Origin of the sequence: Bradyrhizobium sp. YCK136 (assembly GCF_044570075.1) — a bacterium.
Lineage (GTDB): Bacteria > Pseudomonadota > Alphaproteobacteria > Rhizobiales > Xanthobacteraceae > Bradyrhizobium > Bradyrhizobium diazoefficiens.
Genome location: NZ_CP172424.1, coordinates 1245158 through 1268453 on the forward strand (window position 1 = coordinate 1245158; position 23296 = coordinate 1268453).

The window sequence follows — 23296 nt, forward strand, 5'->3', positions numbered from 1 at the left end:
AGACGTTGGGATGACCGAAGAGCCACAATCAGTTGCCGAGATCATCGCGGCGTCAGAGTGCCGACAGTATTTGAGCCCGTCCCAAACAGGCAAAAACGATGCCGCCTGCTCGGCTTCGTCACCAGTCGCGGTTGCGGCGAAATGACTGAGCTGAGATCGCACTCCGGTTAGTCTCTAAGCACGTCAGCTTGTCGACAGCTGATCCTAATAGAGTGAGACAGTGACACGATTGGATCGGCATTGCAAGCCGACTCAAACCACCGGAGAGTCGACATGGACCCTTTTAACCGCATCAACCCACTCGACCGTGACCACGCCGCGGCACCGCAACAGCAGCAAGCGGAGTTTGAGCCTTACTTGGATGAAGTGCCCCAGCTTGATACCTCGACAATCGCAGAGAATCCCGTTTTTCATGATCCCTACTACCCTCATCTGTCTGAAGAAGGCCTTAGACTGGCCCAGGCATTGGGACTTGAGCACCAGAGCACGGACCGTCCTCATCCCGAACACGCAGTCACCAGACGCGAGGACGCCGCTGCGCAGCATCGCGCGCCGCAGGACGCTTTAAGTGGGCCGGAGGAACTGACTGCGCAAGGTCACGATCAGGATCCGTGGCAAGAGCCGATACGCGAAGCGATCCTAGCATCGTCTCTCAACCGGCCAGCCCCGGGTGGTCTGGCACCGGATCCCGAAGAAGCCGTTCGTTACTTCAGCTGGAGCGGCGCCTACCGGCCGGCTGCAAACGAGCTAGCCTCGGTCGCTTCCAGCTCAGGTCACGAAGTCGCTGTGGGTGAGGATTACACCGGCCAACCTACGAAGAGGCAGAGGACACTAAGCCTGGCGGAAGAAAATGCCACTGCGCGCCAGCGCACCGAGCCCGGCAATTCAACCGGTCGCGAGTTAATTGAAGACGCCGGCGCACCGCTTCTGGCCAGCAGCCGGTTCGTCCTTCCTGAGGAAGTCTACGATCAGGATCTGCTGTGGGCCATGGTGGATAACGCTCGCCCATCGTCATCTCTCGAACCAAACGAGGGTCATCACCAAGCCCTGGACTCAGAAGCGGCCGTTGGTCCGTTCAACGCGCAGCACGGCGACCAGCACGCGTCCGCTGCGCACGAGCGCAGCAACGTCCCGCCGAGCCAGGACAGCCGACCTACCAGTTTTATCGTTCACAATGACCGTTACACGGCGCTGTTCGTGCCTGCGGCGGCGATGAGGCGAAGCACCCCACTCAATCCGCCAGGCTCAACCATTCAATTCGGATCTCGACCGGAAAACGTTCTGCCGCCCAGCCTGCAGCCAACGGATCGAACCGCCCGATCGCTTTTTGGACGGTCGATTGAGCAAGCCGCTCCGGCGTCCTCCAGGGCTCAGAGGACGTACCCCGCGGCCCGCGAGATTTACGCTGCATCATTCTCCGTTCCCGAGACTTTTTTGCACGGCACCCAACCCGCGCCGGACACGATGCGGGCGAAGCTCGGCCAGTGGGGCCTTCTGCCGGACGAAGCGCATCCGACAAAACAATACGACATTCATGGTGAGCGCTACACCGCCCTTTTCGGACCGGGAGGCTCCGATGACCTTCGGCTCATCCATCACCCACGAATGTAGACGCCGAGGGACATCTCAAACGCATGGAGCCCGTCCAGATAGTTCCGGAATTGGACTTGTTATTGGACCATAGCTTGCTCCGGCTGCTCCTGCGAGCTTGGCGCGGTTCTGGGCAGCACAGATGTCCGCTGCTCGCGTCGATGACTTGCCAGCATCATCGCTTAGCAACTCCTCGTTGGGCCGAACTTCTACCTCCGTTTTCTTGCTAACTACGGCGTGATCACGTTGATTGCCTCGAGGCGGTTGTGCAGCGAAATCGGCAGTCGAGTGCCGGCCTCCCGCGCACTTTGCCTGCAATATCTGCTCCACATCCACCGTTGCCTGGGCACGCACTGACGCATTCACCCGCGGGCGGCTCTTGAAGCTGCGATGAAGGGCTTGTCGGCGGCTTGCCGGGCCGCGAGAGCATCGAGCGCGCCGTCGCGCTGGTAACAGGTCATGATCGTGCGACACGAGCTCGCCGCTATAATCGACACGGATCTTTGCTCGGAATGCGACTGACTTGCAGCCCTCCCAGCTCACGGCCTTGTCGCTGGAGGCGATCCGCAGCAGGCGGCCCAATACGCCTGGAGAAGACATAAATTGTGATGGAGGCGCGGATAAACGAGCCTACCAATTCGTGCAGCAGATTTCGCAGCTCACGTCAGTTAGTTTGCTGGGTAGTGACTCCGGGAGACTTCTTCAATGCTGATCGTCGACACAATTTTGAAGCCAGACAGGTTTGGCGGTATTGGACTTTTCTCCGCGACTCGTTTGCCCAAAGGTTCGTTGATCTGGATTCACAACCCAATCGTTGACATCACGGTGACGCCTGAACAATACGAAGCCCTAGCTCCAACATTCCAAGCGCTACTTGATAAGCATGCCTATCCAAGAGACTACAAGGCTTACGATGGTGTTATCGAGTACAATGCTGACAATGCCCGCTTCATGAACCACAGCAGCCGCCCAAACACATACCAAGACGACCGCCGAGTTTTCACAGCCCGTGACGTACAACCCGGTGAAGAACTGACCTGCAATTACTTATTTTTCGATCCACGGTGTGACGTATCGTGGAATGAAGAACCATCCATGAATGTTGATGCCCTGAAATGGACCCCGGTTTTGGGACCAGAGGCTAAGTTGGAAAAGGGCCGCTCCGTTTGATAGACGGAGGGCATGATGACGAAGAAGACACGACGGAAGATCGACGCGGCGTTGAAGGCAAAGATCGCGCTGGAAGCGGTGCGGGAGCAGGCGACGGTGGCCGATCTGGCCCAGCGCTATGAGGTTCACCCGAACCAGATCTATGCCTGGAAGAAGCAGCTGCTGGACCAGGCGGCCCGGGCTTTTGACGCGGGTGTCGGGCGCGAGAGCGAGGAAACGCGCGAACGCGAGATCGAGAAGCTGCACGCCAAGATTGGACAACTGACAGTCGAGCGCGATTTTTTAGCGCGGAGGTCCGGAAGATGAGCACGCCGGACCGTCGAGGAATGCTCGATCGCGCCGACCAGGCGCTGTCGATCCGCCGGCAATGCATGTTGCTTGGCATCGCCCGTTCTGGGGTCTACCGGCCGCCACAGCCGGCCAACGACAACGACCTTGCCCTGATGCAGCGGATCGACGAGCTGTTCACCGCCTGGCCATTCCTGGGCTCGCGGCGAATGACCGCGATGCTGAAGGCTGAGGGGCTTCAGGTCAATCGCAAGCGCGTGCAGCGGTTGATGCGCAAGATGGGCATCGCGGCGCTGGGACCGAAGCCGAACACGACAAAGCCGGCGCCGGGCCACAAGATCTATCCCTATCTGCTGCGCAACATGACGATCGACCGGCCGAACCAGGTGTGGGCGGCCGACATCACGTATCTGCCCATCGGCCGCGGCTTTCTCTATCTCGTCGCCATCATCGACTGGGCGAGCCGTGCGGTTCTGGCGTGGCGGTTGTCGAATACGATGGACGTCTCGTTCTGCGTGGCGGCTCTGGAAGAGGCGCTGGCGACGTACGGCACGCCGGAGATTTTCAACACCGACCAGGGCAGCCAGTTCACCAGCGTGGCCTTCACCGGCGCGTTGGTGGGCGCAGGGATCAAGATCTCCATGGATGGCCGCGGTCGTTGGATGGACAATGTCTTCATCGAGCGGCTGTGGCGGTCGCTCAAGCATGAGGACATCTATCTCAAGGGCTATGCCGACGGCCGCGAGGCCAAGGCAGGGATCGCGAGCTGGATCGCCTTCTACAACGATCGTCGCCTTCATCAGTCCCTCGGCTATCGCACGCCGATGGCGGTCTGGCGCGAACGGATGCAGGCCGCGCAGGCTGTGGACATGGTGGACAACGCTGACGCGTTGACCACATGCCCACAGCAATTCCAGCAGACAGAGTCTCTGGCTGCGTGATAGAAAGGGATCAGGAGCGATCCGTTTCCAACTAACAAACCGGTTCAACCGGTCCCGCTCCGCGGGTCCATTTCACCCCAACGGGCTAGGCGACGGTGGATTCAAGTTCGCGGTCTGACGACTTGATCCGTTGGCGAATTACGCCGGCAAGACTTTCGGCAACTCGTTGTGGCCATCGACCGACTCGGCCAATTTTCTAGCTGCCTTACCGAGCAAGAAGATTTTGCGAGCGGAGCCTTGTTCGACAGACATCCCTTGGCGCGCAGAGCTCCTTGGCGCACCGTCGCGGGAGCGCTTTCGATGAGGTATCTCCTCGAGGCGGACTTCATTGCATCTCTAGAGCTTACCCAACGCCGGATCTCCGCGGATGTGCCCGTTCTCGCACTGACTTTTGAGTCTTGATCCTCGATATTTCCTGAGATGGCCCGGGCACCGATCCTGATATTACCTTTAGGATAGGCCGATTGTGCCGCTTGATGTCAGAGTAGCAGATGTGCTGTTACAAACGCACTTGATGAGGGCTTATCGCGGCTCGATCTTTGCGCCTCCGATTTAGCTTCGCGCAATGCAGAGAGCATCCGTCCCATCTGGTCACGATCCTACATACTGCCATATCAGGACCTGTTTAGATAAGAGATCAGCGACTATCGTGTGATCGATTTCGTCGGCCGAGGTCCATCCGATCTTGCCGATCAACTATCATTACGCGCTCAAGGATGCCGCGAGGGACGAAAGCCGCAAGACAATGGGCGCGTCGATCCTAAAGCGGTCCGAGCACGACTCCTAGCTTCCTGGCGTACTCACGCTCCCAAAAACTAGTACGAGCTGAACTTGCAACGGCCGGCTGGTTGCCATCAGGCAGCTCGCGGAGTGAAAAGAACACTAGGCTTGAAATCTCGCGGCTCATCCAAGCTGAACCAGCTTGTGCTCACCGGGCAGACCACAAAGTTCCGGCACATGCACGTGCCTTGGACGCTAGCTCCGCAATGCAGCGAACCTCGACACTCGTTCGTCCGCCTTCCACCCAATGTAGGGAAGTTGACGCGGCACGCTCTTAGTAAGCTCCTGCAGAACAAAGGAATTGCTCCGGCACGCGGCTTGCTACGTTGAGGACGTCATCACCAATCGTCGTGCGGTGATCTTCGGAGCGGCCCCGGCTCGTTATTGGGGGCCTGGTGCTCCGACGATTTGCCGTGCGGCGATACTTAGCGAGCGCGACTACAACTCGGGAAAGTTCAGGGCAATCTTTATGCGATCAAGAGTTCTCTTTTTGGGGGCTGCGACCATGGCGATCGCCACAACGGGTACAGCTATGGCGACGCCGGTTACGATGTCCTGCGCAGTACGAACTACAAGATCGGCGGATTTATAGGCTGGGCCTATTACAGCCAGAGCTCAGACTCGAGGGGTTGCGTTCCGCTCACAAATCCGCAGGACTTTTGTCGTATCAAGCCGAGCGACGATAGGATCGTTGGCAGCCAAGATACTCAATGGAATGCGCCTCGAATCGGCTTGAGCGCCGAAACTATGCTGACCGAGCGCTGGCGCCTGAATGCGGACATCGCTTACCTGCCCTGGACCGACTTCAAGGGCCGCGATAATCATCTCTTGCGCAAAAAGACCACCTTTAGTGAGCAAACACGGCAATGGTGGCGGCGGCGTCCAGGTTGAAGGCCTTCTGTCCTACTTTGTCACCAACAATATCAGCCTAGGCGTTGGAGGCCGCTATTGGGCCATGTGGACGAAAAAGGAAGCGGACTCCGCGGACTGCGGAAACGGCTGCGGCTCGCTAGGATTTGCGAACTACAGCATGGAACGGTGGGGTACGTTCTTCCAGGCGTCTTACAAGCTCAACTAAGGGCTTCACTGTTGCGAGGCTCCAAACTGCAGATGCTTAGGGGCCGTTCTGAAGTTCGCTGATGGCCCCAGTCCTCGGCGCCCATTCGCCGCCGAGGACTATGTCGCGATCACGCCTGTACACCGGCTTGCTTCGATTGCAAACCGCCCGCATGGACAAGGCGAGCGCAACTCCGCTCGCGAACCGGAGCTCGTTTCTGGTGATAAGAGCTCGATCCGTTGACCCGGAATTCGCTCCAAAGCCGATTCCGCGCACCATTGCGAAGGCGCCGACCGACCGGGAAGCCGCGGCCGTTGTCTCATCGCGCGGCGGCCGGAGGCGGGCGCAAAGTGCCTGGCGAAAGATCAACGGCTTATTCACCGAGGGGAGAGTTGAACGGCTGGCGGTCTGCAACGGACGAGCCGCTCACAGAGGAATTCAAGCCGTGGGTACACAGCGTCGATGAGGTTCTGCGCGAGGATCCATCCAGCGCAACGACTCGGGCAGTATTGCTTGGCGAGCTACCCGCCCTTGCATCGCCACGCGAACTCAGGCGGGTCATTTCCTTTCATGTAACAGCAGAAGATCACCAGATGGAATGCGAGCCGCGCGTCCTTGCCCCCGATCACCAGACGTGACCAAGGATTCCAGACCGTCCTGATTCCTACACTCCCCGCTATGGCCCGGTCGTCTGACCCTGCTGGGACCTTCATGAGCAGCATCATCCGACATCAAATTCAGCTTACTGATCGTGTGAAGGGCGAGCGCAAGTTCAGTTTTTGCAATCTGCTCATCGTATTTGCCTGCACTTTGGTGCCACCCCCACGGGCAGATCCTCGGCGCTAGAAGTGAATGCGGCCCAATTGGCTGGGGGAGACTAAAGGCAATCGGCATTCGGCCACTTTTCCTCGCCAGCCAAACACGTAACCGGCGGCAGGGCGCCGAGCCCGTATGGAAGGCGCGCCCCCACGATTCCTAAATTCCGCAGCGGGATCTCTCCTGGGCAATCCTGACCGCGGCGAGCCCCAACATCACGTCGCCGGTGAACCCGAAATGGAGACGATAGAGCCACCAGATTGCGCAGCACCGGTCAAGATCGGACAAGGCTAGCCCGCGCCTAATTGCTGCGAGCATCCGCGCCATGGGCTTCATTCCGTGGATCATGTGGAAGCCTCGGCGTCTCGGGGCCGGCGCTCGCCATTCAATGACTTTCCGGGCGGTGGCGGCTCGCTGTCCGGCGCGTGCACCTGCAATAGATTGGGAGCTGAGATTGATGTTCGCCATGACGTTCTTTTCCGGTTTTTGAAGCTGGTTGCACACGCCTATGTGCATGCGATCTTGCGTGACTCTACGGTGGAGCTACTGCTTGCAGAACGCCCAGATTTGGTAGTGTTAAATTGACACGATTTCCTCGACAAATACGCTCACGCAATCCCACTGCTACGCAAAGCGACTGCGCCACTTGCGACGGTCCTTGCGGCTAGGCGATCTTTGCTGCCACCTCCTTGAGAATACCTTCGCGTCCGCCAAGACAATCCAGCCTCGCCCTTGCAGGGCCTCCGCCGTTTCCAAGCAAGTGCTCAACGGGCACCGGTTTCTGCCCAATTTGCCGAACCCAGCCGACATCGAGCGCTGGCTTGCGGCCGAGCCCCGTTTGCCCTGGTAATTCTCGGTCACCTCGCGAAGCACCGCCCCGAGCAGTTCGGCCGCAGCACACCGTCGTGCAGCGCTCACGGGGATCCCTCAGACGCAAAGCAGCCGAGAAGACGATCATCCCGCGCACGGCTAACAGTGCGGCGCTGGCCGGTGATCCCGGGACCGGGGCGCGGCGGCGTGCCTTGGGCACTCCGCGACGCACCCCGGTTCTTCCGATCCCGCGCGCAATGGTGCAACCTCGGACTGGCCCACAGCCGGAGCTGTATCGGTCAAGCGCCAGCAACATCCTCGAGTGAGGCAACACGGCGACAATATTGCCGGCCGGATGACAGGTCGGCACCACGCAGACGAATGGCCAGGATGACCGTGCATCTCGTGCGCTGCCAGCGGGCCCGATGATGCGTACCCGCTGGCGGCTCGAACAATCCACTGCTAAGCGATGAACCGTCTATCCAGGTAAGGACAACCAAAGTGACCGCACGACTCAAACCCAGCGCGATCGGCTCACCGTCAAGTTGGTCTCATACCCGCGTAAGCTTAACGAATCCTCCTTCGGCTAGTTCGGCTTTGTAGGCCCGTCCGTTAAGATGGATGGTCGTGGGGCTATTGGCGGTCGGCATGAAACCTTCTTCGCGCAGCTTGTCTATGAGGGCAGGTGTGGCCCATTGCTGTGGTAGCGGCCTTCCATAGCGTCGGTTCTCCGCGAAGAAGGCTCCGAAGTCCGGTACCCCCGCCCGGCCGACCCCAAGCACTTGGTCTTCCGCAGGGTTATGAACAAGAAGAACGCGATTACACTCATCCAAACCGGCCGTGTAGCGGTGACCCTGGATTTCATAGGTCATTGTCGGCTGGTCCGAGTCCGGCAAGAGACCCCGGTGGAACAGCCTATCGACCATCGAGTCAGGGGCGATTTGCGAACCGTGTGAAAATCTCTGGGGAGCGGCGAAGGAGACATCTACCGCTTCCTCAGGTGCGGCAGACGATGATGGTCCAGCTTCATTCATGATCTCGCTGAACAAATCATGATCTTCCTGTGTCCAGACGTGCGCTGTCGGTGATTTCTGGTGAACGGGCATTATCGATCGGGCTTGGAGCCATAAAGCCCTCCTTTTTGTTAAGAGACCAAAGGCCTCTAGAAGATCTCCCAGAGGGAATGAGCTGAAGTTCGTCACGAATTCCGGCATGGGCAGCTTCGTCATCAAGAGGCCAAGTTCGAGTGTTAGAGAGGCTGGCTTTCGAGAAGCTGACAAAGGTCGAAGGAGAAAGACAAACTCGCGGCTGCATCTACCACGTCTGATGCGATCATCTCCGATCCTGAACTCATTCCACCTCAACTCGCGGTCGGCGCGCAGCTCTGCGTCCTGCATCGTTTCATCTGACGGAAAGCTCGTTAGGAGGTCAGGCGACGCTGACCGCAGCCAGCCCCAGTCCCATACCGAACATGTGCATTTCGATCTCTGTCCGCGACCAGTTGTTCTGGCCTGCACTTGAGCCTATGCTTGGTCCGATAAGCAGAATGACCGCGATAGCCGGGCCAACGCGAGAACAGACGAGAGCGCGATCTGAGAGTCCGGCAAGAGCGGAGCGATCTGTTCACCTGATTAAATGAAGAAAGAAATCGCTCAGACGCAAAGCAGCCCAGACGATCATCCCGCGCACGGCTAAAGGTGCGGCGCTGGCCGATGATCTCGGGACTGCGGCTGCCGCTGCGTTTAATGCGCACTCCGCGATGTCCCCAGTGCGTCCGATCCTGGAGCTATGGCGGAATCTGGGTGATGACGGTGTGAGGAAGGCGGCGTATCGAGGCGGGTGACGAGCCTGCCAGAACCTCTCGAGGAGAGCGATACGCCATGACCGAGACTACCAATGTTCTTGCTTTCCGTCAGCCGTCCGCGGTTGATGATCCACTGACCGATATCGTTCGAGCCGGCGCGCGGGACCTGCTTGCCAGGGCGATCGAGATCGAGGTTGGCGCGTTTCTGGCCAGCACGGCCAATCTGACGCTGCCCGACGGTCGAGCGCGCCTGGTCCGACATGGGCACGGTCCGGTGCGCGAGATTGCGACCGGCATCGGTCCGGTGGAGGTCGCTCGTCCCAAGGTCCGCGACCGCGGAGCGAGCGGGCCAGGCGACCGCCTCCGCTTCAGTTCGGCAATCCTGCCGCTATGGGCGCGGCGGACGAAGAGCCTGGATGCCTTGATCCCGGTCCTCTATTTGCGCGGCATCTCGACCGGCGACTTCCAGGAGGCGCTCTCGGCGCTGCTCGGCAAGGATGCGCCGAACCTGTCGCCTTCGGTGATCGCCGGCCTGAAGGCCGATTGGCAGGTCGAGTACGAACGCTGGCAGAGACGCGATCTGTCGGCGCGTCGCTATGTCTACATCTGGGCCGATGGCGTGTACCTGCAGGCCCGCATGGAAGATCACAGCGAATGCATGCTGGTGCTGATTGGCACCACGCCGGAAGGCAAGAAGGAGCTGATCGGCTTCCAGGTCGGCGTGCGCGAGAGCGCGCAGAGCTGGCGCGAACTCCTGATCGACCTGCGGCAACGCGGGTTACGGATTGCCCCGCAACTCGCCATCGGCGACGGCGCCCTCGGCTTCTGGAAGGCACTGGACGAGGCCTTTCCCGGCACGCGGCACCAACGATGCTGGTGCCATAAAGTGAGCAACGTACTCGACAAGGTCGCCAAATCCGTGCAGGGCCCCATGAAGAACGACCTGCGGAACATCTATCTGGCCCCACACCGGGCCGAAGCTGAAACCGCGATCGACGTCTTCGTCGAGAAATACCACGTCAAATACGGACGTGCGGTGGAGTGCCTGATCAAGGATCGCCATGCGCTGCTCGCCTTCTTCGACTTCCCTGCTGAGCACTGGATCCACCTACGCAGCTCGAACCCGATCGAGAGCGTCTTCGCCACGGTGCGCCACCGAACGGTGCGGACCAAGGGATCGCTGTCGCAACAAACTGCGAAGCTGATGGTGTTCAAGCTCATCGACGCCGCATCGAAGACCTGGCGGCGATTGAAGAGCACGAACCAGTTGCCGAAAGTCATCGCCGGTGTAAAGTTCATCGACGGAATCGAAGTCATTCCGAACACTGAAAGCCACGCCGCCTGATCAGGCCGCGTCACCCAAAATCAGCCATAGCTCCCGATCCTGCGCGCCATGATGCAACGTCGGACAGGCCGTCAGCCGGAGCTACATCGGCCAAGCTGAGATTTTCATCGTCAGATGAGGCAATACGATCCGCCAACTTTATCCGGCTGCTATTGATGCTACGCGTCATGCAGATGGCGCTCGCGCCTTGTTGTTGGAAAAGAGGATTCACTCGTGTCCTGATTAAGACAAATCGTTGTAATTGTTGGCGAAGCCGCCGCTGAAATGGCCGTCTTCCTCTAAGCGTCCGCTGGCGAAGAAGCGTAGCCGTTTCTTGCTTGCCCGCCCGGGCACACAAACGCTAGCTTCTGCGTGTGGCGCTATCGATTAGCCTTAGCAGCTCTCCACATGGTTGACCAAGATGGGCGACTCTGAAGCTCGCGCTCACCTAACGACTTGAGATCGGCATTCGTCGGTGTTGCGGCCGAACAGCTGGGCCTTCTCACGTCCTGGACGACGCGCTCGCTCGGGCGATAGCCAAGATGCAAGCGAGCGGCGCGGAACGCATGACGGCCTCGGTCCTGATGGTCGCCAGACGCAAGCGGCTCGGGGGAAAGCGGTTTGCCCGTCCGCTGGCGATCCGGCCGCGACGGAAAGTGGAGCACTGGTGAATGGTGATCTTGCTCGCGCGCAAGAGACCGCCTCGGGCGCGTTGATTGGCAGCATCGTCTAGGCGATGACGCAGCCCCGACTGGCTGTTTAAGGAGCGGACGCAACGCGTGACGCTGAGGTGGCTCGCGTCCTCGTCGATCATGTTCGGCGCCAGCCTGTCTTGTCGCAAACCCGCCACAGCAACGTAATGTCTGCGGCGCCCGACAACTGCACCAGGTTCTCATATTTCTCTTACCGGCCAGGCCCGGGATCAGACCAGAAGTCAAATCGGCCCAGAAAGGCAGGCATTCTTATTGCAGACGTTACCGTGAGGTTTGTAGCGACGCGCTTCAGGCTACATGTGGACAGGCGCAATGGCCGTGAAGGACGAGTTCGGGCAAGCGGACTGCAACTTTGCGCGACCGGTGTCTGGTGGAAATGTTCGGGCCAGGGTTCGCGCTCCAGATCAGGTTGAGGATGGCGAGGCAATTAACTCGAGAGAGGCTGGAGCCGGTCCCCAGTCCGGCAGACGAAGGCTTAACGCGCCGGGCGGTGTTGGGCGCCACCATCGGCAATATGCTCGAATTCTACGACTTCGGCACCTATAGCTTTTTCGCAATACAGATCGGTCAGGCGTTCTTCCCGGCAACCGACCAGTTCGCCAGCCTCATGCTGTCACTCGGAACCTTCGGCGCGGGTTTTGTGACCAGGCCAATCGGGGCCATCGTGCTCGGCTCCTATTCGGATCGGGTTGGCCGCCGGCCTGCCATGACCGCCAGCTTTGCTATGATGAGCGTCGCGGTCCTATTATTGGCCATTACGCCATCGTACGAGACAATAGGATTTGCCGCTCCGTTGCTAGCCATCTTCGCACGCTTGCTGCAGGGCTTTGCTCTCGGAGGCGAAGTCGGTCCAACGACAGCCTACTTGATGGAAGCGGCACCAGCCAAAGCCCGCGGTCTTGCTGTCTCCTTTCAGCCCGCGAGCCAACAGGTCGCTGCGACGGCTGGAGCGTTGGTTGGAGAAATACTCTCGCTCACCATGACAAGTGAGGCGCTCAATGCATACGGATGGCGGATCGCGCTGTTGCTCGGCGCCGTTACTTTGCCGTTCGGACTTTGGCTGCGGAGCGTCCTACCCGAAACGTTTCTCCGCCCGGAGGCGCCGGTTCTGGTCACCCGGCCTGTAAGGCGATCGCCCGCCGCTCGCCGCATCATGAGCTTGGGATTCGTCATCTTGGCCAGCTGCACGATCACTACTTACGTTACGGGATATATGACCACCTACGCCTTGAACACCCTCCACGTATCCGCGCCTCTCGCCTTCGGCGCCACGCTCATCAGCAATATGGCAGGCATTGCTGCGGCGCTGTTGGGCGGCCTGCTCGCCGACCGCGCAGGCCGCCGGCGCATCATGATATGGCCGCAGGCAGCCGCGTTGCTGATGATCTATCCGGTATTCTTGTGGATTGCAGAGAGCCGCAGCGCCTTCGCACTTTTAGGAGGCCTCGGCACGCTCACCCTTATCGGAACGGTTCCGTATAGCGCCTTCTACGTAAGCATGGCCGAGAGTTTGCCCAGGAACATTCGTGGTGGCGCCTTCGGGACGACTTACGCTTTTGCCATAGGCATTTTCGGAGGCACAGCTCAACTGGTCGTCACATGGCTGATCTACTTGACCGGGAGCGCACTCGCGCCCGCCTGGTACATGCTTTTCGCGAGCGCGGCCGGGCTCCTTGCCATGGTGATGATGCCGGAGACGGCGCCACTCAATTTCGAGCGAAACCATAGACGAACATCTGTAACGGCACGATCGCCGCCCTAGTAGCTTAGCCGAACAGGTAAGGATGACATCTGTGACGTCCGAAATGCGAACATCGAGCAGGAGCACGGTATGGGGCTAGCCCGAACAGCAATCTATCCTGAAAACTGGCGCAGCTTGACATCGTGAAGGAGTTCCGGCCGTAACGGCAGCGTCGCGGTCTGAAACGGCTTTCTCCGTTTACCCAACGTTCGCCGATGCTGCAGTTGAGCGATCGGGCTGCCGTCACCCGCCGGCTGGAGTGAGCAATGACTCTGATCATCTTTAGAGAACAAGAAGGCGCGGCTCGCACCATCCGCCAGCGTAAACGAACGGCATAAGGATGCGGCCGCTGACGGAGCAGCGGCCGCACGAGGCTCGATCCTCATTCTCTGCTTGATTGTTTTCCGTCGTCAGTGCAGCACGCACGCGGGATCGGTCAAGCAAAAAAACAGATCGCAGATACCATTCAATGGGTCATCGGCGCACTGAGGATACGATGTATCGGCTACCTGCACGCTGGAGGTGAGCGGTTGCGCGGCAACTTCTGCAGCAAATGGAGGTACCGCCGCGGTCGCAAGTGCGAGGGCGCTCGCCGTCACCAAAACTGACTTCTTCATTGAGAGATCGCTTCCCTAGGTTAGCCCCAGCCGTGGTGACGGTCTATATGACGACGCTACAATCGGTAAAATTGATTTTCTTGATCAGATCTATCGACCGAATGGATAAGTTCGGCCATCACCGCATCGCTCCGTCTACCCGCTCGGAACCTGTAGACCTACTTATGATCGGATGCTCGTCGCACCTCCGTCGATGCATTTCTCGGAGCACCCGACTAGGGTCTGTTTGGATTCAGGATTGAACTTCCCAGCCGGAACGATTCAAACTCAATCCGCTGCAGAAATGCCGGGGCCAAACACCTAGTTTTCCGTTAATTTCTCGGCGTCAGCTTACGGACAGCTAAGCTGCTTATCTGCGGAGTCAGGTCTAACGACCTGAAACACAATGCAACCGGCATAGGAGTGTGGTCGTCATGGACGATCGAGTTAACAATATGTCGCATGTTCCATCCTACGATGAGTATCATTACGCTAGCCCGTCTTATTCGTAAAGGACCGGCTCATGCGTCGGCTTTGTCAGCTTTCTGTCAGCTCGTCCAAATAGTAGCTCGTTGTGATGAGAACCAATTACAACAACTGGCCCTCCGACGGGCAAAGTGTGGACCAGCAGCGCGATGCGCTGGCCGGCACTTCTGGCGCAGATGGTGCTGCTTTTACGGCCGCTTTAGCTGCTGGACCAGCGTCTTCCGCTTTTGACAAGAGGACAGGTGTGTCAGTCCGCCTACACAGAGTAAGTAGCAATATTGGCAACGCCCAAAGTGTTTCTTTGTTTACTGATGCCAATGAACGCAATAAGGTGGGAGCGATGACCGTGGCGCCGGGGCGCAACAGTTTGCGAATTCTCAGCATAGAAAATCTCGGCCGGTCGAGGTACAAAGGGGTCGGGACGGCTATGATTGAAGTCGCCGATCATACTAGGCAGTCCGCGGGCCTTTCCAAGCTATCCCTTCTCTCTCAAGATGAAGGAGCTTCAGCATTTTTCTACAAGAAGGGATTCCGGTTTGCGGACGAGGGCAAGAATGCGGAAATGCGGACTGTCATTTCCAATCCACGATACGTCTCAGATGAAATTCTTATGGGCGAGATGGAGCGCTAGCCCGTCTTATTCGTAAGAGTGCGCCTGAGGGCTGGCGAGCGTGGTGTAAAGCGCTGATGCGGCGTAGGATTCGGTTGCGAAGCCACCCCATCACCTTAAACCACGCCCGCCATGACCGATGATACGATTCTGCCATCCTCGTTTCCAGCCGTTCACGCCAAGAAAGTCACAGCTGCCTTCGATGGCGGTCGATCCACGTCTACGACACGGATAAGAGCCGGCCCGTGGCCGTCGTGCTGAGGCCCGGCAAGACGCCGGGCGGCGTCGAGGTGCGTGCCCATCTGCGCCGCCTGGTACGGCATATCCGCACGCGATGGCACAACACGCAAATTACGTTCCGTGGCGACGGGCACTATGCCCGGCCGGAGGCAATGGCGTGGTGCGAGACCAACGGCATCGACTACATCTTCGGTCTGTCCGGCACCAGCCTCTCGCCAGAAAAGTCGACGAGGTCGCCGACGACATCCGCACCCGACGCGCCATCGAGAACCTGCCGGTTCTGCGTGGCTATACCGAGACCCGCCACAAGGCAAAGTCCTGGGATCGCGAACGGCGCACTGTCGCCCGTATTGAGGCGACGATGCTCGGCCTCGACATCCGTTTCGTCGTCACCAGCCTCGATGTCGGCTCGGCCGAGTGGATCTACGACAGCCTGTATTGCGCGCGCGGCCAAGCCGAGAATCTGATCAAGCTGCATAAGACACAGCTCGCCTCCGACCGCACCAGCTGCCGTTCGGCGCTCGCCAACCAGGTCCGTCTCGTGCTCCATACGGCCGCTTATTGGCTGATGCTGACCGTGCGCGAGGCCATTCCCAAAGTCCGGGAATTGGCCGCTGCCGAGTTCGCGACGCTGCGTCTTCGGCTCTTGAAAATCGCTGCCCGTGTGGTCGAGACCACGAGCCGCATTCGCCTTGCGTTCGCCGCGGCCTGTCCGGAAGCCGACCTGATCCGCTGCTTGCCAGGTGCGCTGCTGCCGCTCGGTCCTTGACCGGCGGGGCGTCCGCCCCCCGTTCGCCCAACCTATACCTCAAGCGCGTTGCAAAGTACGGGTCGTCAGGCGGTGAAAAGCCGAAGGCAATCCTGTGCGCCTCGTCAGACAAGATGTTCGGCCGCATCAATCGGGCCCCAAAGCCGCACTCTCACGAATAGGACGGGCTAGCATTGTTAGGAGGTTTGTGCATGTGCACATGATGCGCGCCGACTCGAACGACGGCCAGGCGCGGAGACGTGACCATAGGAGACGTCCGTGAAATCTTGGACGGACTTCGCTGCAGGCTCTCCGATTGATCGATATCGTACAGATTCGTCGCACTCTCAGGATTGCTGGCTTCTTCAAGAATGCAGGAGCTTTGAATGAAGGATGGGGAATGCCATGGGTGTGCTGGTTTCCGCTCGATCTCGCCCACCGTTCCGATTTGGTGTCGCCCGCCATGCCCAATCGCTTTTCTTAGCTGCGGCTGAAGTTCGTGCATGGTTTCCTCGGCGCGCCCGGTGCTGCTGCTTCTTCCTCGCACGTGCGTCAGGCATTTCCTGGCATTGGACGGGGTCTTCTCGGCATAACGCATTGCAAGCTCGTCAGGCTCCAAGCTCTTCTCAGGCAATTGCAGACGCGACAACCACAAGCAGTTCTGCCCGCAGCAGCCCATTACCCTTGCCGTCCCACCAAGCCTGGTAGGTGCGATCACGGGTCGTTTCGGGGATGATCCGACGCGAGTAAAGGTGCAACAACGGCGGATGTTTGGAGTGCGGTTGGCGTCGCGTTAGGAGTCTCTCGGCGGGATGGCTAGCGACCCACCTCGTGGCGTCGGCTTCTGTCTCGCCTGCCAGAGAGCCTAGCGCGCGAGCGACGACATTCGCGCAGACGGCAACCACGTTATCAGTTGGGGGGGAACAAATCTGGCGGATGAGGCAGCCGCTATATGAGATTAAAAGCACTCCGTTCAAGCGCTGATACAACCTTCAGCGTCCCGGCTGATCTGCCAGGCTCCTGCCGGTAAGGCGGTGTCGCACCGCGCAAAGGCACGCAGTCTCCCTGCCGATCCGAGCTGTGGCTGGTCTTGATCAGAGCTTGCGACAGGAACCAAGTTCTTGGTCTGCGGCCGTGGTTTGTTTGAATCGCCTCCAGTGCAGTTGTGCGGGCTCGATGAAACTCGCGGAAGGATCTAGCCTGTCTTATTCGTAAGAGGCGCCCGAGAGGCTGGCGAGCGTGGTGTAAAGCGCTGATACGGCGTAGGATTCGGTTGTGAAGCCAACCCCATCACCTCCAACCGCGAACGCCACGCCCGCCATGACCGACGATACGATTCCGCCCTTCTCGTTTCCAGCCATTCACGCCAAGAAAGTCACAGCTGCCTTCGATGGTGGGCGCCTAACCTCGAACGGGGGCGTGATGCTTCTGGCGATGGCCGAGCGGCGTCTCGGCTTGGCCGACAATCTGGCCCGGGTGTTCCCGGATCGGCGCGATCCGACGCGGGTCGTGCACAGCCTTGTCGATATGTTCCGCGCGCGCATGTTCGCGATCTGCTGCGGCTACGAGGACGCCGACGACCTCGATCATCTGCGGTCCGATCCCGCATTCAAGCTGGCCTGCGGACGGCTGCCGGACACGGGCCGCGATCTGTGTTCCCAGCCGACGCTGTCGCGGCTGGAGAATGCTCCGCGCCTGCGCGACGTGATCCGACCTACATTTTGGTCGACGCATGGATGGATAGCTACCCGCGCGAGCCGGCATCCGTCACGCTCGACATCGATGATACCTGCGATGTCGTCCACGGCCATCAGCAGCTCTCGCTGTTCAACGCTCATTATGACGAACGCTGCTTCCTGCCGATCCACGTCTACGACACGGAGAAGAGCCGTCCCGTGGCGGTCGTGCTGAGGCCCGGCAAGACGCCGGGCGGCGTCGAGGTGCGTGCCCTTCTGCGCCGCCTGGTACGGCATATCCGGACGCGGTGGCACAACACGCGAATTACGTTCCGTGGCGACGGGCACTATGCCCGGCCGGAGGCCATGGCGTGGTGCGAGACCAACGGCATCGACTACATCTTCGGTCTGTCCGGCACCAAGCCTCTCGCCAGAAAAGTCGACGAGGTCGCCGACGACATCCGCACCCGACGCGCCATCGAGAACCTGCCGGTTCTGCGTGGCTATACCGAGACGCGCCACAAGGCAAAGTCCTGGGATCGCGAACGGCGCACCGTCGCCCGTATTGAGGCGACGATGCTCGGCCTCGACATCCGTTTCGTCGTCACCAGCCTCGATGTCGGCTCGGCCGAGTGGATCTACGACAGCCTGTATTGCGCGCGCGGCCAAGCCGAGAATCTGATCAAGCTGCATAAGACGCAGCTCGCCTCCGACCGCACCAGCTGCCGTTCGGCGCTCGCCAACCAGGTCCGTCTCGTGCTCCATACACGGCCGCTTATTGGCTGATGCTGACCGTGCGCGAGGCCATTCCCAAAGTCCGGGAATTGGCCGCTGCCGAGTTCGCGACGCTGCGTCTTCGGCTCTTGAAGCTCGCCGCCCGTGTGGTCGAGACCTCGAGCCGCATTCGCCTTGCGTTTGCCGCGGCATGTCCCGAAGCCGACCTGATCCGCGGCTTGCCCGGCGCGCTGCTCCCGCTCGGTCCGTAACCGACCGGGCCTGCGCCCGCTCACCCGCCCCACTCCTCCATCGCCTACAAAACAGCTTGATGTAGAACCCGGTGAGAAAAGGCCGGACGGTCACCCACGCCAGCCGCCAGCCCCCGTCAGACGTCAAGAACGACCGTGCTCTCGTGAATAGATCGGGCTAGAAAGGCGAAGTTATGGGCATGCCACATCTAATGCTTCCAATCGAGGTATCGGCGGACCTGATGAGGCATCTGTCGCCAGATCGCGCGCAGGCGGTAGTCGAGACCATTAGAAACTCCTCGCCATCTCTCATAGGCCAAATGACATCTTTGAGGCTCATTCTCGGCGCCGATGTGAACGCAGTCGCTCTTGAGGACAAGGTGCCGAGTTCAGGCTCCAAAATGGATCGCTACGACTGGTTCTTCTTGGTCGAGCGTATCCAAAAAGATTCAGACCTGGCCGGATTAGTGGCGCTTCTTCGAAACATGGGTGAATGCGCCGCGCTTGTGAACTCCAAGAAGGTCATAACAGATGTAGAGGAAGCGATTCTGGGCGAGGCCGTTCAATCGATTGTAGAAAACTACGGAGAACGAATATGAATGGCCCTATGAAGTACGAGGAACTAGGGTCTGTACCTAAATAGCGCCACGTGATTCTCTTGCCTACGTGTTGATTCGGGGGCGAGAGAATGCGCGCTGGTTTGTTTTGGCTGAACGACAGGCAATGGGCGCGTATCGAACCGCATCTGCCGAGGGGACTGACGGGGCCGGATCGGGACGACGACCGACGCATCGTCAGCGGCATCATTCACATGCTGCAATCGGGTGCACGATGGCGTGATTGTCCACGTGAATACGGCCCTTACACGACGATCTACAATCGCTTCAATCGCTGGGCCAAGCGAGGACGATGGTGCGCAATCTTCGAAGCGCTGGCCAAGCCTGGCGAAGACGGCGTCGTACTGTCGCTCGACTCGACCTCGATTAAAGCTCACCGGTGTGCCTCCGGCGGAAAAGGGGGGAGCACAATCAAGCAATCGGCCGCTCGCGCGGAGGCCGCACGACAAAAATCCATGCGCTGAGCGATCCGCTCTGCCGGCCGGTCGTCCTGCATCTGACTCCAGGCCAGGATGCCGATATCGCTGCGGCTCCCGATGTCCTGGCGCTCGCGCCACCCATGAGCGTGCTCCTCGCCGACAAAGGGTATGATGGCGACAAGCTTCGCGGCGAAATCATTCGTCGTGGCGCCAAGCCCGTAATCCCCAATAAATCTAACCGTGTCGTCATCCATCGCTTCAACAAACGCGCCTACAAAGGACGAAATGTCATCGAACGCTGCTTTTGCAGGCTCAAGGACTTCCGGCGCATCGCCACGCGATATGACAAGCTCGCCCGTAATTTTTTGGCCGCTGTTCATCTCGCCGCTCTCGTCGCATATTGGCTCAATTGAGTCTGGACCCTAAGGAAGGCCCATGCCGGCGAAGCCCTCACCAACTGGATTACTGGTCATCAAGGCTTGTTCGTACTCTGCCGTGAACTCGAGCGCAGCCTCAAACTAATGGAACGTGCTATATCAGCCGACAATCATGTGGCCGTTGCTCGTCAGTTTCAGCGGCTCTCATCAATAACCAGGGCGTGTGCAGTCGCGTTCAAGATTGCCGGCAATATGTCCCGGAACGACTACGAGAAACATGTGGTTGTTCCGATGCTCAGCGTGGACCCCGTGGGTCGGTCAAAATCCCCCGGGTATGGTCACTTGAAACTCCCCCACCTGATGATCGCCGTCAGCGCCGCTGAACAGCAGTAGCCGGTCAGGCAGGACGTTTATGTTCGACCCCTTTAGCCAGCAAGGGGCCGGGGAGTTGAACGTCTTGAAGCGACATCTGCAAAGCACCGTACTTACATTACTTGATCGCAACACCAGCCAGCGCGAGATTCACCGGCTGACGGGTGTCGATCGCAAGACGATCCGGCGTTATCAGGCGCTGCGGGCCGGTGCGGAGGCAAATTCCCCCGGGGAAGTGACCACCGGCTCGGTGAGCGCGGACGGCCAAATTCCTCCACCCCGACCACCGGCTTTTGGGACATCGGAAGCGACGGTCACCAGCAGCCTGGCCCGTTCGGCTTGCGAAGCGCATCGGACGTGGATCGAAGAACAGGTCCGGCTGAAGCGGAACGCGCAGGCGATTTACCAGGACCTGGTTGATCAATTTGGCTTTCCGTCCAGCTACCAGAGTGTCAAGCGGTTTGTGCGCCGGTTGCGGCACGCTGATCCTGAGCAGTTTGATCGTCTTGAGTTCCTCCCCGGCGAGGAAGCTCAGGTCGACTATGGCGAGGGCGCGCCGACGGTTGATCCGAAGAGCGGGCGGTACCGTCGTCCCCGCCTGTTCGTGATGACGCTACGCTACTCGCGGCGCAGCTTCCGGCGGGTAGTCTGGAAGTCCAGCCAACAAGTCTGGGCGCAGCTCCACGAAGAGGCGTTCCGGTATTTTGGCGGGGTCCCCAGCTATGTCGTGCTCGACAACCTGAAGGAAGGCGTCCTCAAGCCGGATTTGTACGAGCCCCAGCTCAACCCGATTTACAGCGCGATGCTGGCTCATTACGCCGTGGTCGCCGATCCCGCGCGCGTGGCCGATCCAAATCGGAAAGGATGCGTCGAGAATGCGATTCAACATACCCAGGGCACTGCGCTGGCCGGACGGCGCTTCGAGACGCTGGAGGCGCAAAACGAGTTCTTGAGGCACTGGGAGGAGAACTGGGCTTCCAAACGCATCCACGGCAGCACGCGCCGTCAGGTCGAGGCGATGTTCCAGGAAGAGAAGCCGCACCTGCGGCCGCTGCCTGTCGCTCCCTTCCGCATCTTCACCGAAGTCGTCCGGACTGTCTGCGACGACACCACCGTACGCGTCGACAACAGCTATTACGCCGCGCGGCCCGCGCCGATCGGCAGCCAGGTCGTCGTGCGCATCTACACCACCACGATCGAGATCCGTGATCGCCACACCCGTGCGCTGCTGCGTGTTCATTCCCGGATGGCGCACCCCGGTTCTGTCGTCCTGCCGACCAGCGAACGGCCGTTCAACCCGTCGCGGCAAACCGCCGTGCTGCTGGCGAGCGCCGAGCGCATCGGACCGCAGACCAGGGCCTTGTGCCAGCAGGTGTTCGACACCGAAGGGCGCCCCGGACAGCGCGCGATGTGGGGCATTGTCGGGCTGGGCCGGAAGTATCCGGCGCGGCTGGTCGAGCAGGCCTGCGCGCACGCCATCGACAACCGCATCTACCGCTACAAGCACGTGCGTGCGACCGTCGAGCGGTTGTTCGAACAGGCGATCGAGCAGGTTGGAGTGACGCCACAGCCGGCATCGCCGCTCACCCAGGATCATCCGCTGATCCGTACCCCCGCGGAATACGGCGACCTCTTCAGCCGCGCTGTGCGGCGCGACGCCGACGACAATGGTCGGCAGGCCGAGGCTCACGACGATCACGCCACGGCAATCCGCGCTCGTGTCGCCTGCGCAACCCCGGCCAACTCCGGCGCCACGAGCGCTCCCGCTGCACCTTCTCACCTTAAACTGGAGACCTAGCCACATGATGACCATGCCGGAAATTGAGCGTTGCCTACGACAGCTGCGCCTGTCGGGTGTCCGCGACACGCTGCAGACGCGCGTGCTCCAGGCGCAGGGCGCCAACCAGCCCTTCCTCGAGACCTTCTCCCTTATCCTGCAGGATGAACTGGACCGTCGTCAGTCCCGTCTTATCGAGCGGCGATACCAGCAATCCGGGCTCGACGAAAAGCTGACGCTCGCCGAGTTCGACTGGTCCTTCAATCCCAAACTGCCACGTCAGACCTGCTTCCAGCTCCACACCCTGGCGTTCATTGCCGCTGGCGAGAACGCTCTGCTTGTTGGCAAACCTGGCACCGGGAAGTCGCACATCGCCAAGGCGATTGCCTATCAGGCGATCCTGCAAAGCCACAAGGTCCAGTATCTTGAGACCGACGACTTCTTTCACCGCTACGCCCTGAACTCTCCGGCACAACGCGAGGTCCGGCTGCGAACCATCATCGACTGCGATCTCCTCGTGCTGGACGATCTATTCCTCGCACGCGCCATCCCCGACGACGCCGGCACTTTGCTGCAGACCCTGATCCATCAGCGTTACAAACTGCGCCGCAGCGTCATCGTCACCTCCAATCGCGTCGTGCAGGATTGGGGGGCATACCTTGGGGACAACACTATGAGCACGACGATCCTCGATCGCCTTATGCATCATTGCCATCTGCTTGAGTTCGACGGACGCAGCTATCGGCTCAAAGAAGCCGCTGAAGCTCTTGCCCGGGAAACAAACTCAAACTAACAGTCCCTTGTCCTGCCTCGCGGGTGGAGGAATTTGACTGACCACACCCGGAGGAATTTGAAGTGACCCGCGGGGGCGTGGATGAGGCCTTCACAGGACTTTGGGCTCGCGACCATTCCTCGATGTTGCAGCAACTGCGTTCCACCTTTGCGAAGTTACGTGGCTTCGAAGCGGAACGAGCAGCCATAAAAATGCTGACCGCCGTGATGGTCAAGCAACACGAGCGCGTTTGCGAGCACTTTGCGAAGGGCCGGCCCAGTCTGAACGCTCAAGCCCGAAGCGAAATGGCGACGGATGCCCGCGGGCAACCCCCTGGCACCCTTCCCGCGGTGGCGGGGCTCGCTATGCTACGGTCGGCGCCCTACTCGCCCACACAGATTTTGATGGTGAGCGGCCGATCGAGGGGGAATACGGCGATGTTCGTATCAGTCGATAGTCGAGACTAATTGGCGAACGCGAGCGTTGGCGACCGTTCGGTGGCAACCACTCGAAAGCCCTCATAGGTGGACGGGACTGAAATGCGTCCCCAATAGGAGGGTTCGATATATAGGCGGATGACGCGGTCACACGCCAATGTGCTCACGGC

13 protein-coding genes and 2 pseudogenes are annotated in these 23296 nt (G+C 59.8%); 13 read left to right on the top strand and 2 right to left on the bottom strand.

Features of this window, described 5'->3' with window-relative positions:
• Positions 1–273 precede the first annotated feature (273 nt).
• The 4 genes from ACFLEY_RS05930 to ACFLEY_RS05945 all read left to right on the top strand — a co-directional run bounded on the left by ACFLEY_RS05930 (position 274) and on the right by ACFLEY_RS05945 (position 5660).
• The gene (locus ACFLEY_RS05930) at positions 274–1611 is read left to right on the top strand and encodes a hypothetical protein (protein WP_060909094.1); all 1338 of its coding nucleotides are present in this window, start codon (positions 274–276) and stop codon (positions 1609–1611) included.
• Positions 1612–2295: 684 nt separating this feature from the next.
• Complete coding sequence (locus ACFLEY_RS05935) at positions 2296–2760, top strand: SET domain-containing protein (protein WP_211434462.1); 465 nt, start codon at positions 2296–2298, stop codon at positions 2758–2760.
• A gap of 15 nt (positions 2761–2775) precedes the next feature.
• Positions 2776–3989 (top strand): IS3 family transposase gene (locus ACFLEY_RS05940; protein ID WP_244433177.1). Its coding sequence is split into 2 segments (ribosomal slippage): positions 2776–3052 and positions 3052–3989, totalling 1215 coding nucleotides; the frame shifts between segments, so codons are not numbered across the junction.
• 1368 nt (positions 3990–5357) lie between these two features.
• Positions 5358–5660: a hypothetical protein gene (locus tag ACFLEY_RS05945; RefSeq protein ID WP_396604961.1), complete on the top strand. Its 303-nt coding sequence runs from the start codon at positions 5358–5360 to the stop codon at positions 5658–5660.
• A 2343-nt stretch (positions 5661–8003) separates the two neighbouring features.
• Here ACFLEY_RS05945 and ACFLEY_RS05950 read toward each other — a convergent pair.
• Entirely contained in the window at positions 8004–8681 is a 678-nt protein-coding gene (locus tag ACFLEY_RS05950; RefSeq protein WP_396604554.1) for a hypothetical protein, read from the bottom strand.
• 651 nt (positions 8682–9332) lie between these two features.
• Between ACFLEY_RS05950 and ACFLEY_RS05955 the strand changes: the two genes are divergently transcribed.
• The 4 genes and pseudogenes from ACFLEY_RS05955 to ACFLEY_RS05970 all read left to right on the top strand — a co-directional run.
• Positions 9333–10601: an IS256 family transposase gene (locus ACFLEY_RS05955; RefSeq protein ID WP_038952271.1), complete on the top strand. Its 1269-nt coding sequence runs from the start codon at positions 9333–9335 to the stop codon at positions 10599–10601.
• A 1107-nt stretch (positions 10602–11708) separates the two neighbouring features.
• Positions 11709–13055, top strand: coding sequence for a citrate-proton symporter (locus ACFLEY_RS05960; protein WP_396604962.1), 1347 nt, complete (start codon positions 11709–11711; stop codon positions 13053–13055).
• Between the two features lie 1152 nt (positions 13056–14207).
• Complete coding sequence (locus tag ACFLEY_RS05965; RefSeq protein ID WP_014498653.1) at positions 14208–14747, top strand: GNAT family N-acetyltransferase; 540 nt, start codon at positions 14208–14210, stop codon at positions 14745–14747.
• A 191-nt stretch (positions 14748–14938) separates the two neighbouring features.
• A pseudogene (locus ACFLEY_RS05970) lies at positions 14939–15735 on the top strand (IS1380 family transposase); the annotation flags it as partial.
• A 151-nt stretch (positions 15736–15886) separates the two neighbouring features.
• On the opposite strand, the gene ACFLEY_RS05975 reads toward ACFLEY_RS05970, so the two are convergent.
• Positions 15887–16432 (bottom strand): hypothetical protein, encoded by a 546-nt coding sequence (locus ACFLEY_RS05975; protein ID WP_011084665.1) that lies wholly within the window; start codon positions 16430–16432, stop codon positions 15887–15889.
• Between the two features lie 602 nt (positions 16433–17034).
• On the opposite strand from ACFLEY_RS05975, the pseudogene ACFLEY_RS05980 reads away from it, so the two are divergent.
• The 5 genes and pseudogenes from ACFLEY_RS05980 to istB all read left to right on the top strand — a co-directional run bounded on the left by ACFLEY_RS05980 (position 17035) and on the right by istB (position 22710).
• Positions 17035–18376, top strand: a pseudogene (locus tag ACFLEY_RS05980) (IS1380-like element ISBdi2 family transposase).
• A 221-nt stretch (positions 18377–18597) separates the two neighbouring features.
• Positions 18598–18954: a hypothetical protein gene (locus ACFLEY_RS05985; protein WP_129557390.1), complete on the top strand. Its 357-nt coding sequence runs from the start codon at positions 18598–18600 to the stop codon at positions 18952–18954.
• Between the two features lie 89 nt (positions 18955–19043).
• Positions 19044–19804, top strand: a protein-coding gene (locus tag ACFLEY_RS05990; RefSeq protein ID WP_110115998.1) for an IS5 family transposase whose coding sequence is annotated in 2 segments (ribosomal slippage) — positions 19044–19383 and positions 19383–19804 — 762 coding nt in all. Because the reading frame shifts where the segments join, the coding sequence is not laid out codon by codon here.
• 376 nt (positions 19805–20180) lie between these two features.
• Positions 20181–21938 (top strand): IS21-like element IS1631 family transposase, encoded by a 1758-nt coding sequence (gene istA, locus ACFLEY_RS05995; protein ID WP_100214066.1) that lies wholly within the window; start codon positions 20181–20183, stop codon positions 21936–21938.
• Between the two features lie 4 nt (positions 21939–21942).
• A complete protein-coding gene (gene istB, locus ACFLEY_RS06000) occupies positions 21943–22710 on the top strand; it encodes an IS21-like element IS1631 family helper ATPase IstB (RefSeq protein ID WP_038952109.1) in 768 nt (255 codons plus the stop codon).
• The last annotated feature ends 586 nt before the right edge of the window (positions 22711–23296 follow it).

What these genes read in the sequence shown, in the direction of transcription:
- ACFLEY_RS05930 (WP_060909094.1), top strand. Translation starts at nt 274, where the DNA reads ATGGACCCTTTTAACCGCATCAACCCACTCGACCGTGACCACGCCGCG.
- ACFLEY_RS05935 (WP_211434462.1), top strand. Translation starts at nt 2,296, where the DNA reads ATGCTGATCGTCGACACAATTTTGAAGCCAGACAGGTTTGGCGGTATT.
- ACFLEY_RS05950 (WP_396604554.1), bottom strand. Translation starts at nt 8,681, where the DNA reads ATGACGAAGCTGCCCATGCCGGAATTCGTGACGAACTTCAGCTCATTC.
- istA (WP_100214066.1), top strand. Translation starts at nt 20,181, where the DNA reads ATGTTCGACCCCTTTAGCCAGCAAGGGGCCGGGGAGTTGAACGTCTTG.
- ACFLEY_RS05965 (WP_014498653.1), top strand. Translation starts at nt 14,208, where the DNA reads ATGAGAACCAATTACAACAACTGGCCCTCCGACGGGCAAAGTGTGGAC.
- ACFLEY_RS05985 (WP_129557390.1), top strand. Translation starts at nt 18,598, where the DNA reads ATGAGGCATCTGTCGCCAGATCGCGCGCAGGCGGTAGTCGAGACCATT.
- ACFLEY_RS05955 (WP_038952271.1), top strand. Translation starts at nt 9,333, where the DNA reads ATGACCGAGACTACCAATGTTCTTGCTTTCCGTCAGCCGTCCGCGGTT.
- istB (WP_038952109.1), top strand. Translation starts at nt 21,943, where the DNA reads ATGATGACCATGCCGGAAATTGAGCGTTGCCTACGACAGCTGCGCCTG.
- ACFLEY_RS05960 (WP_396604962.1), top strand. Translation starts at nt 11,709, where the DNA reads ATGGCGAGGCAATTAACTCGAGAGAGGCTGGAGCCGGTCCCCAGTCCG.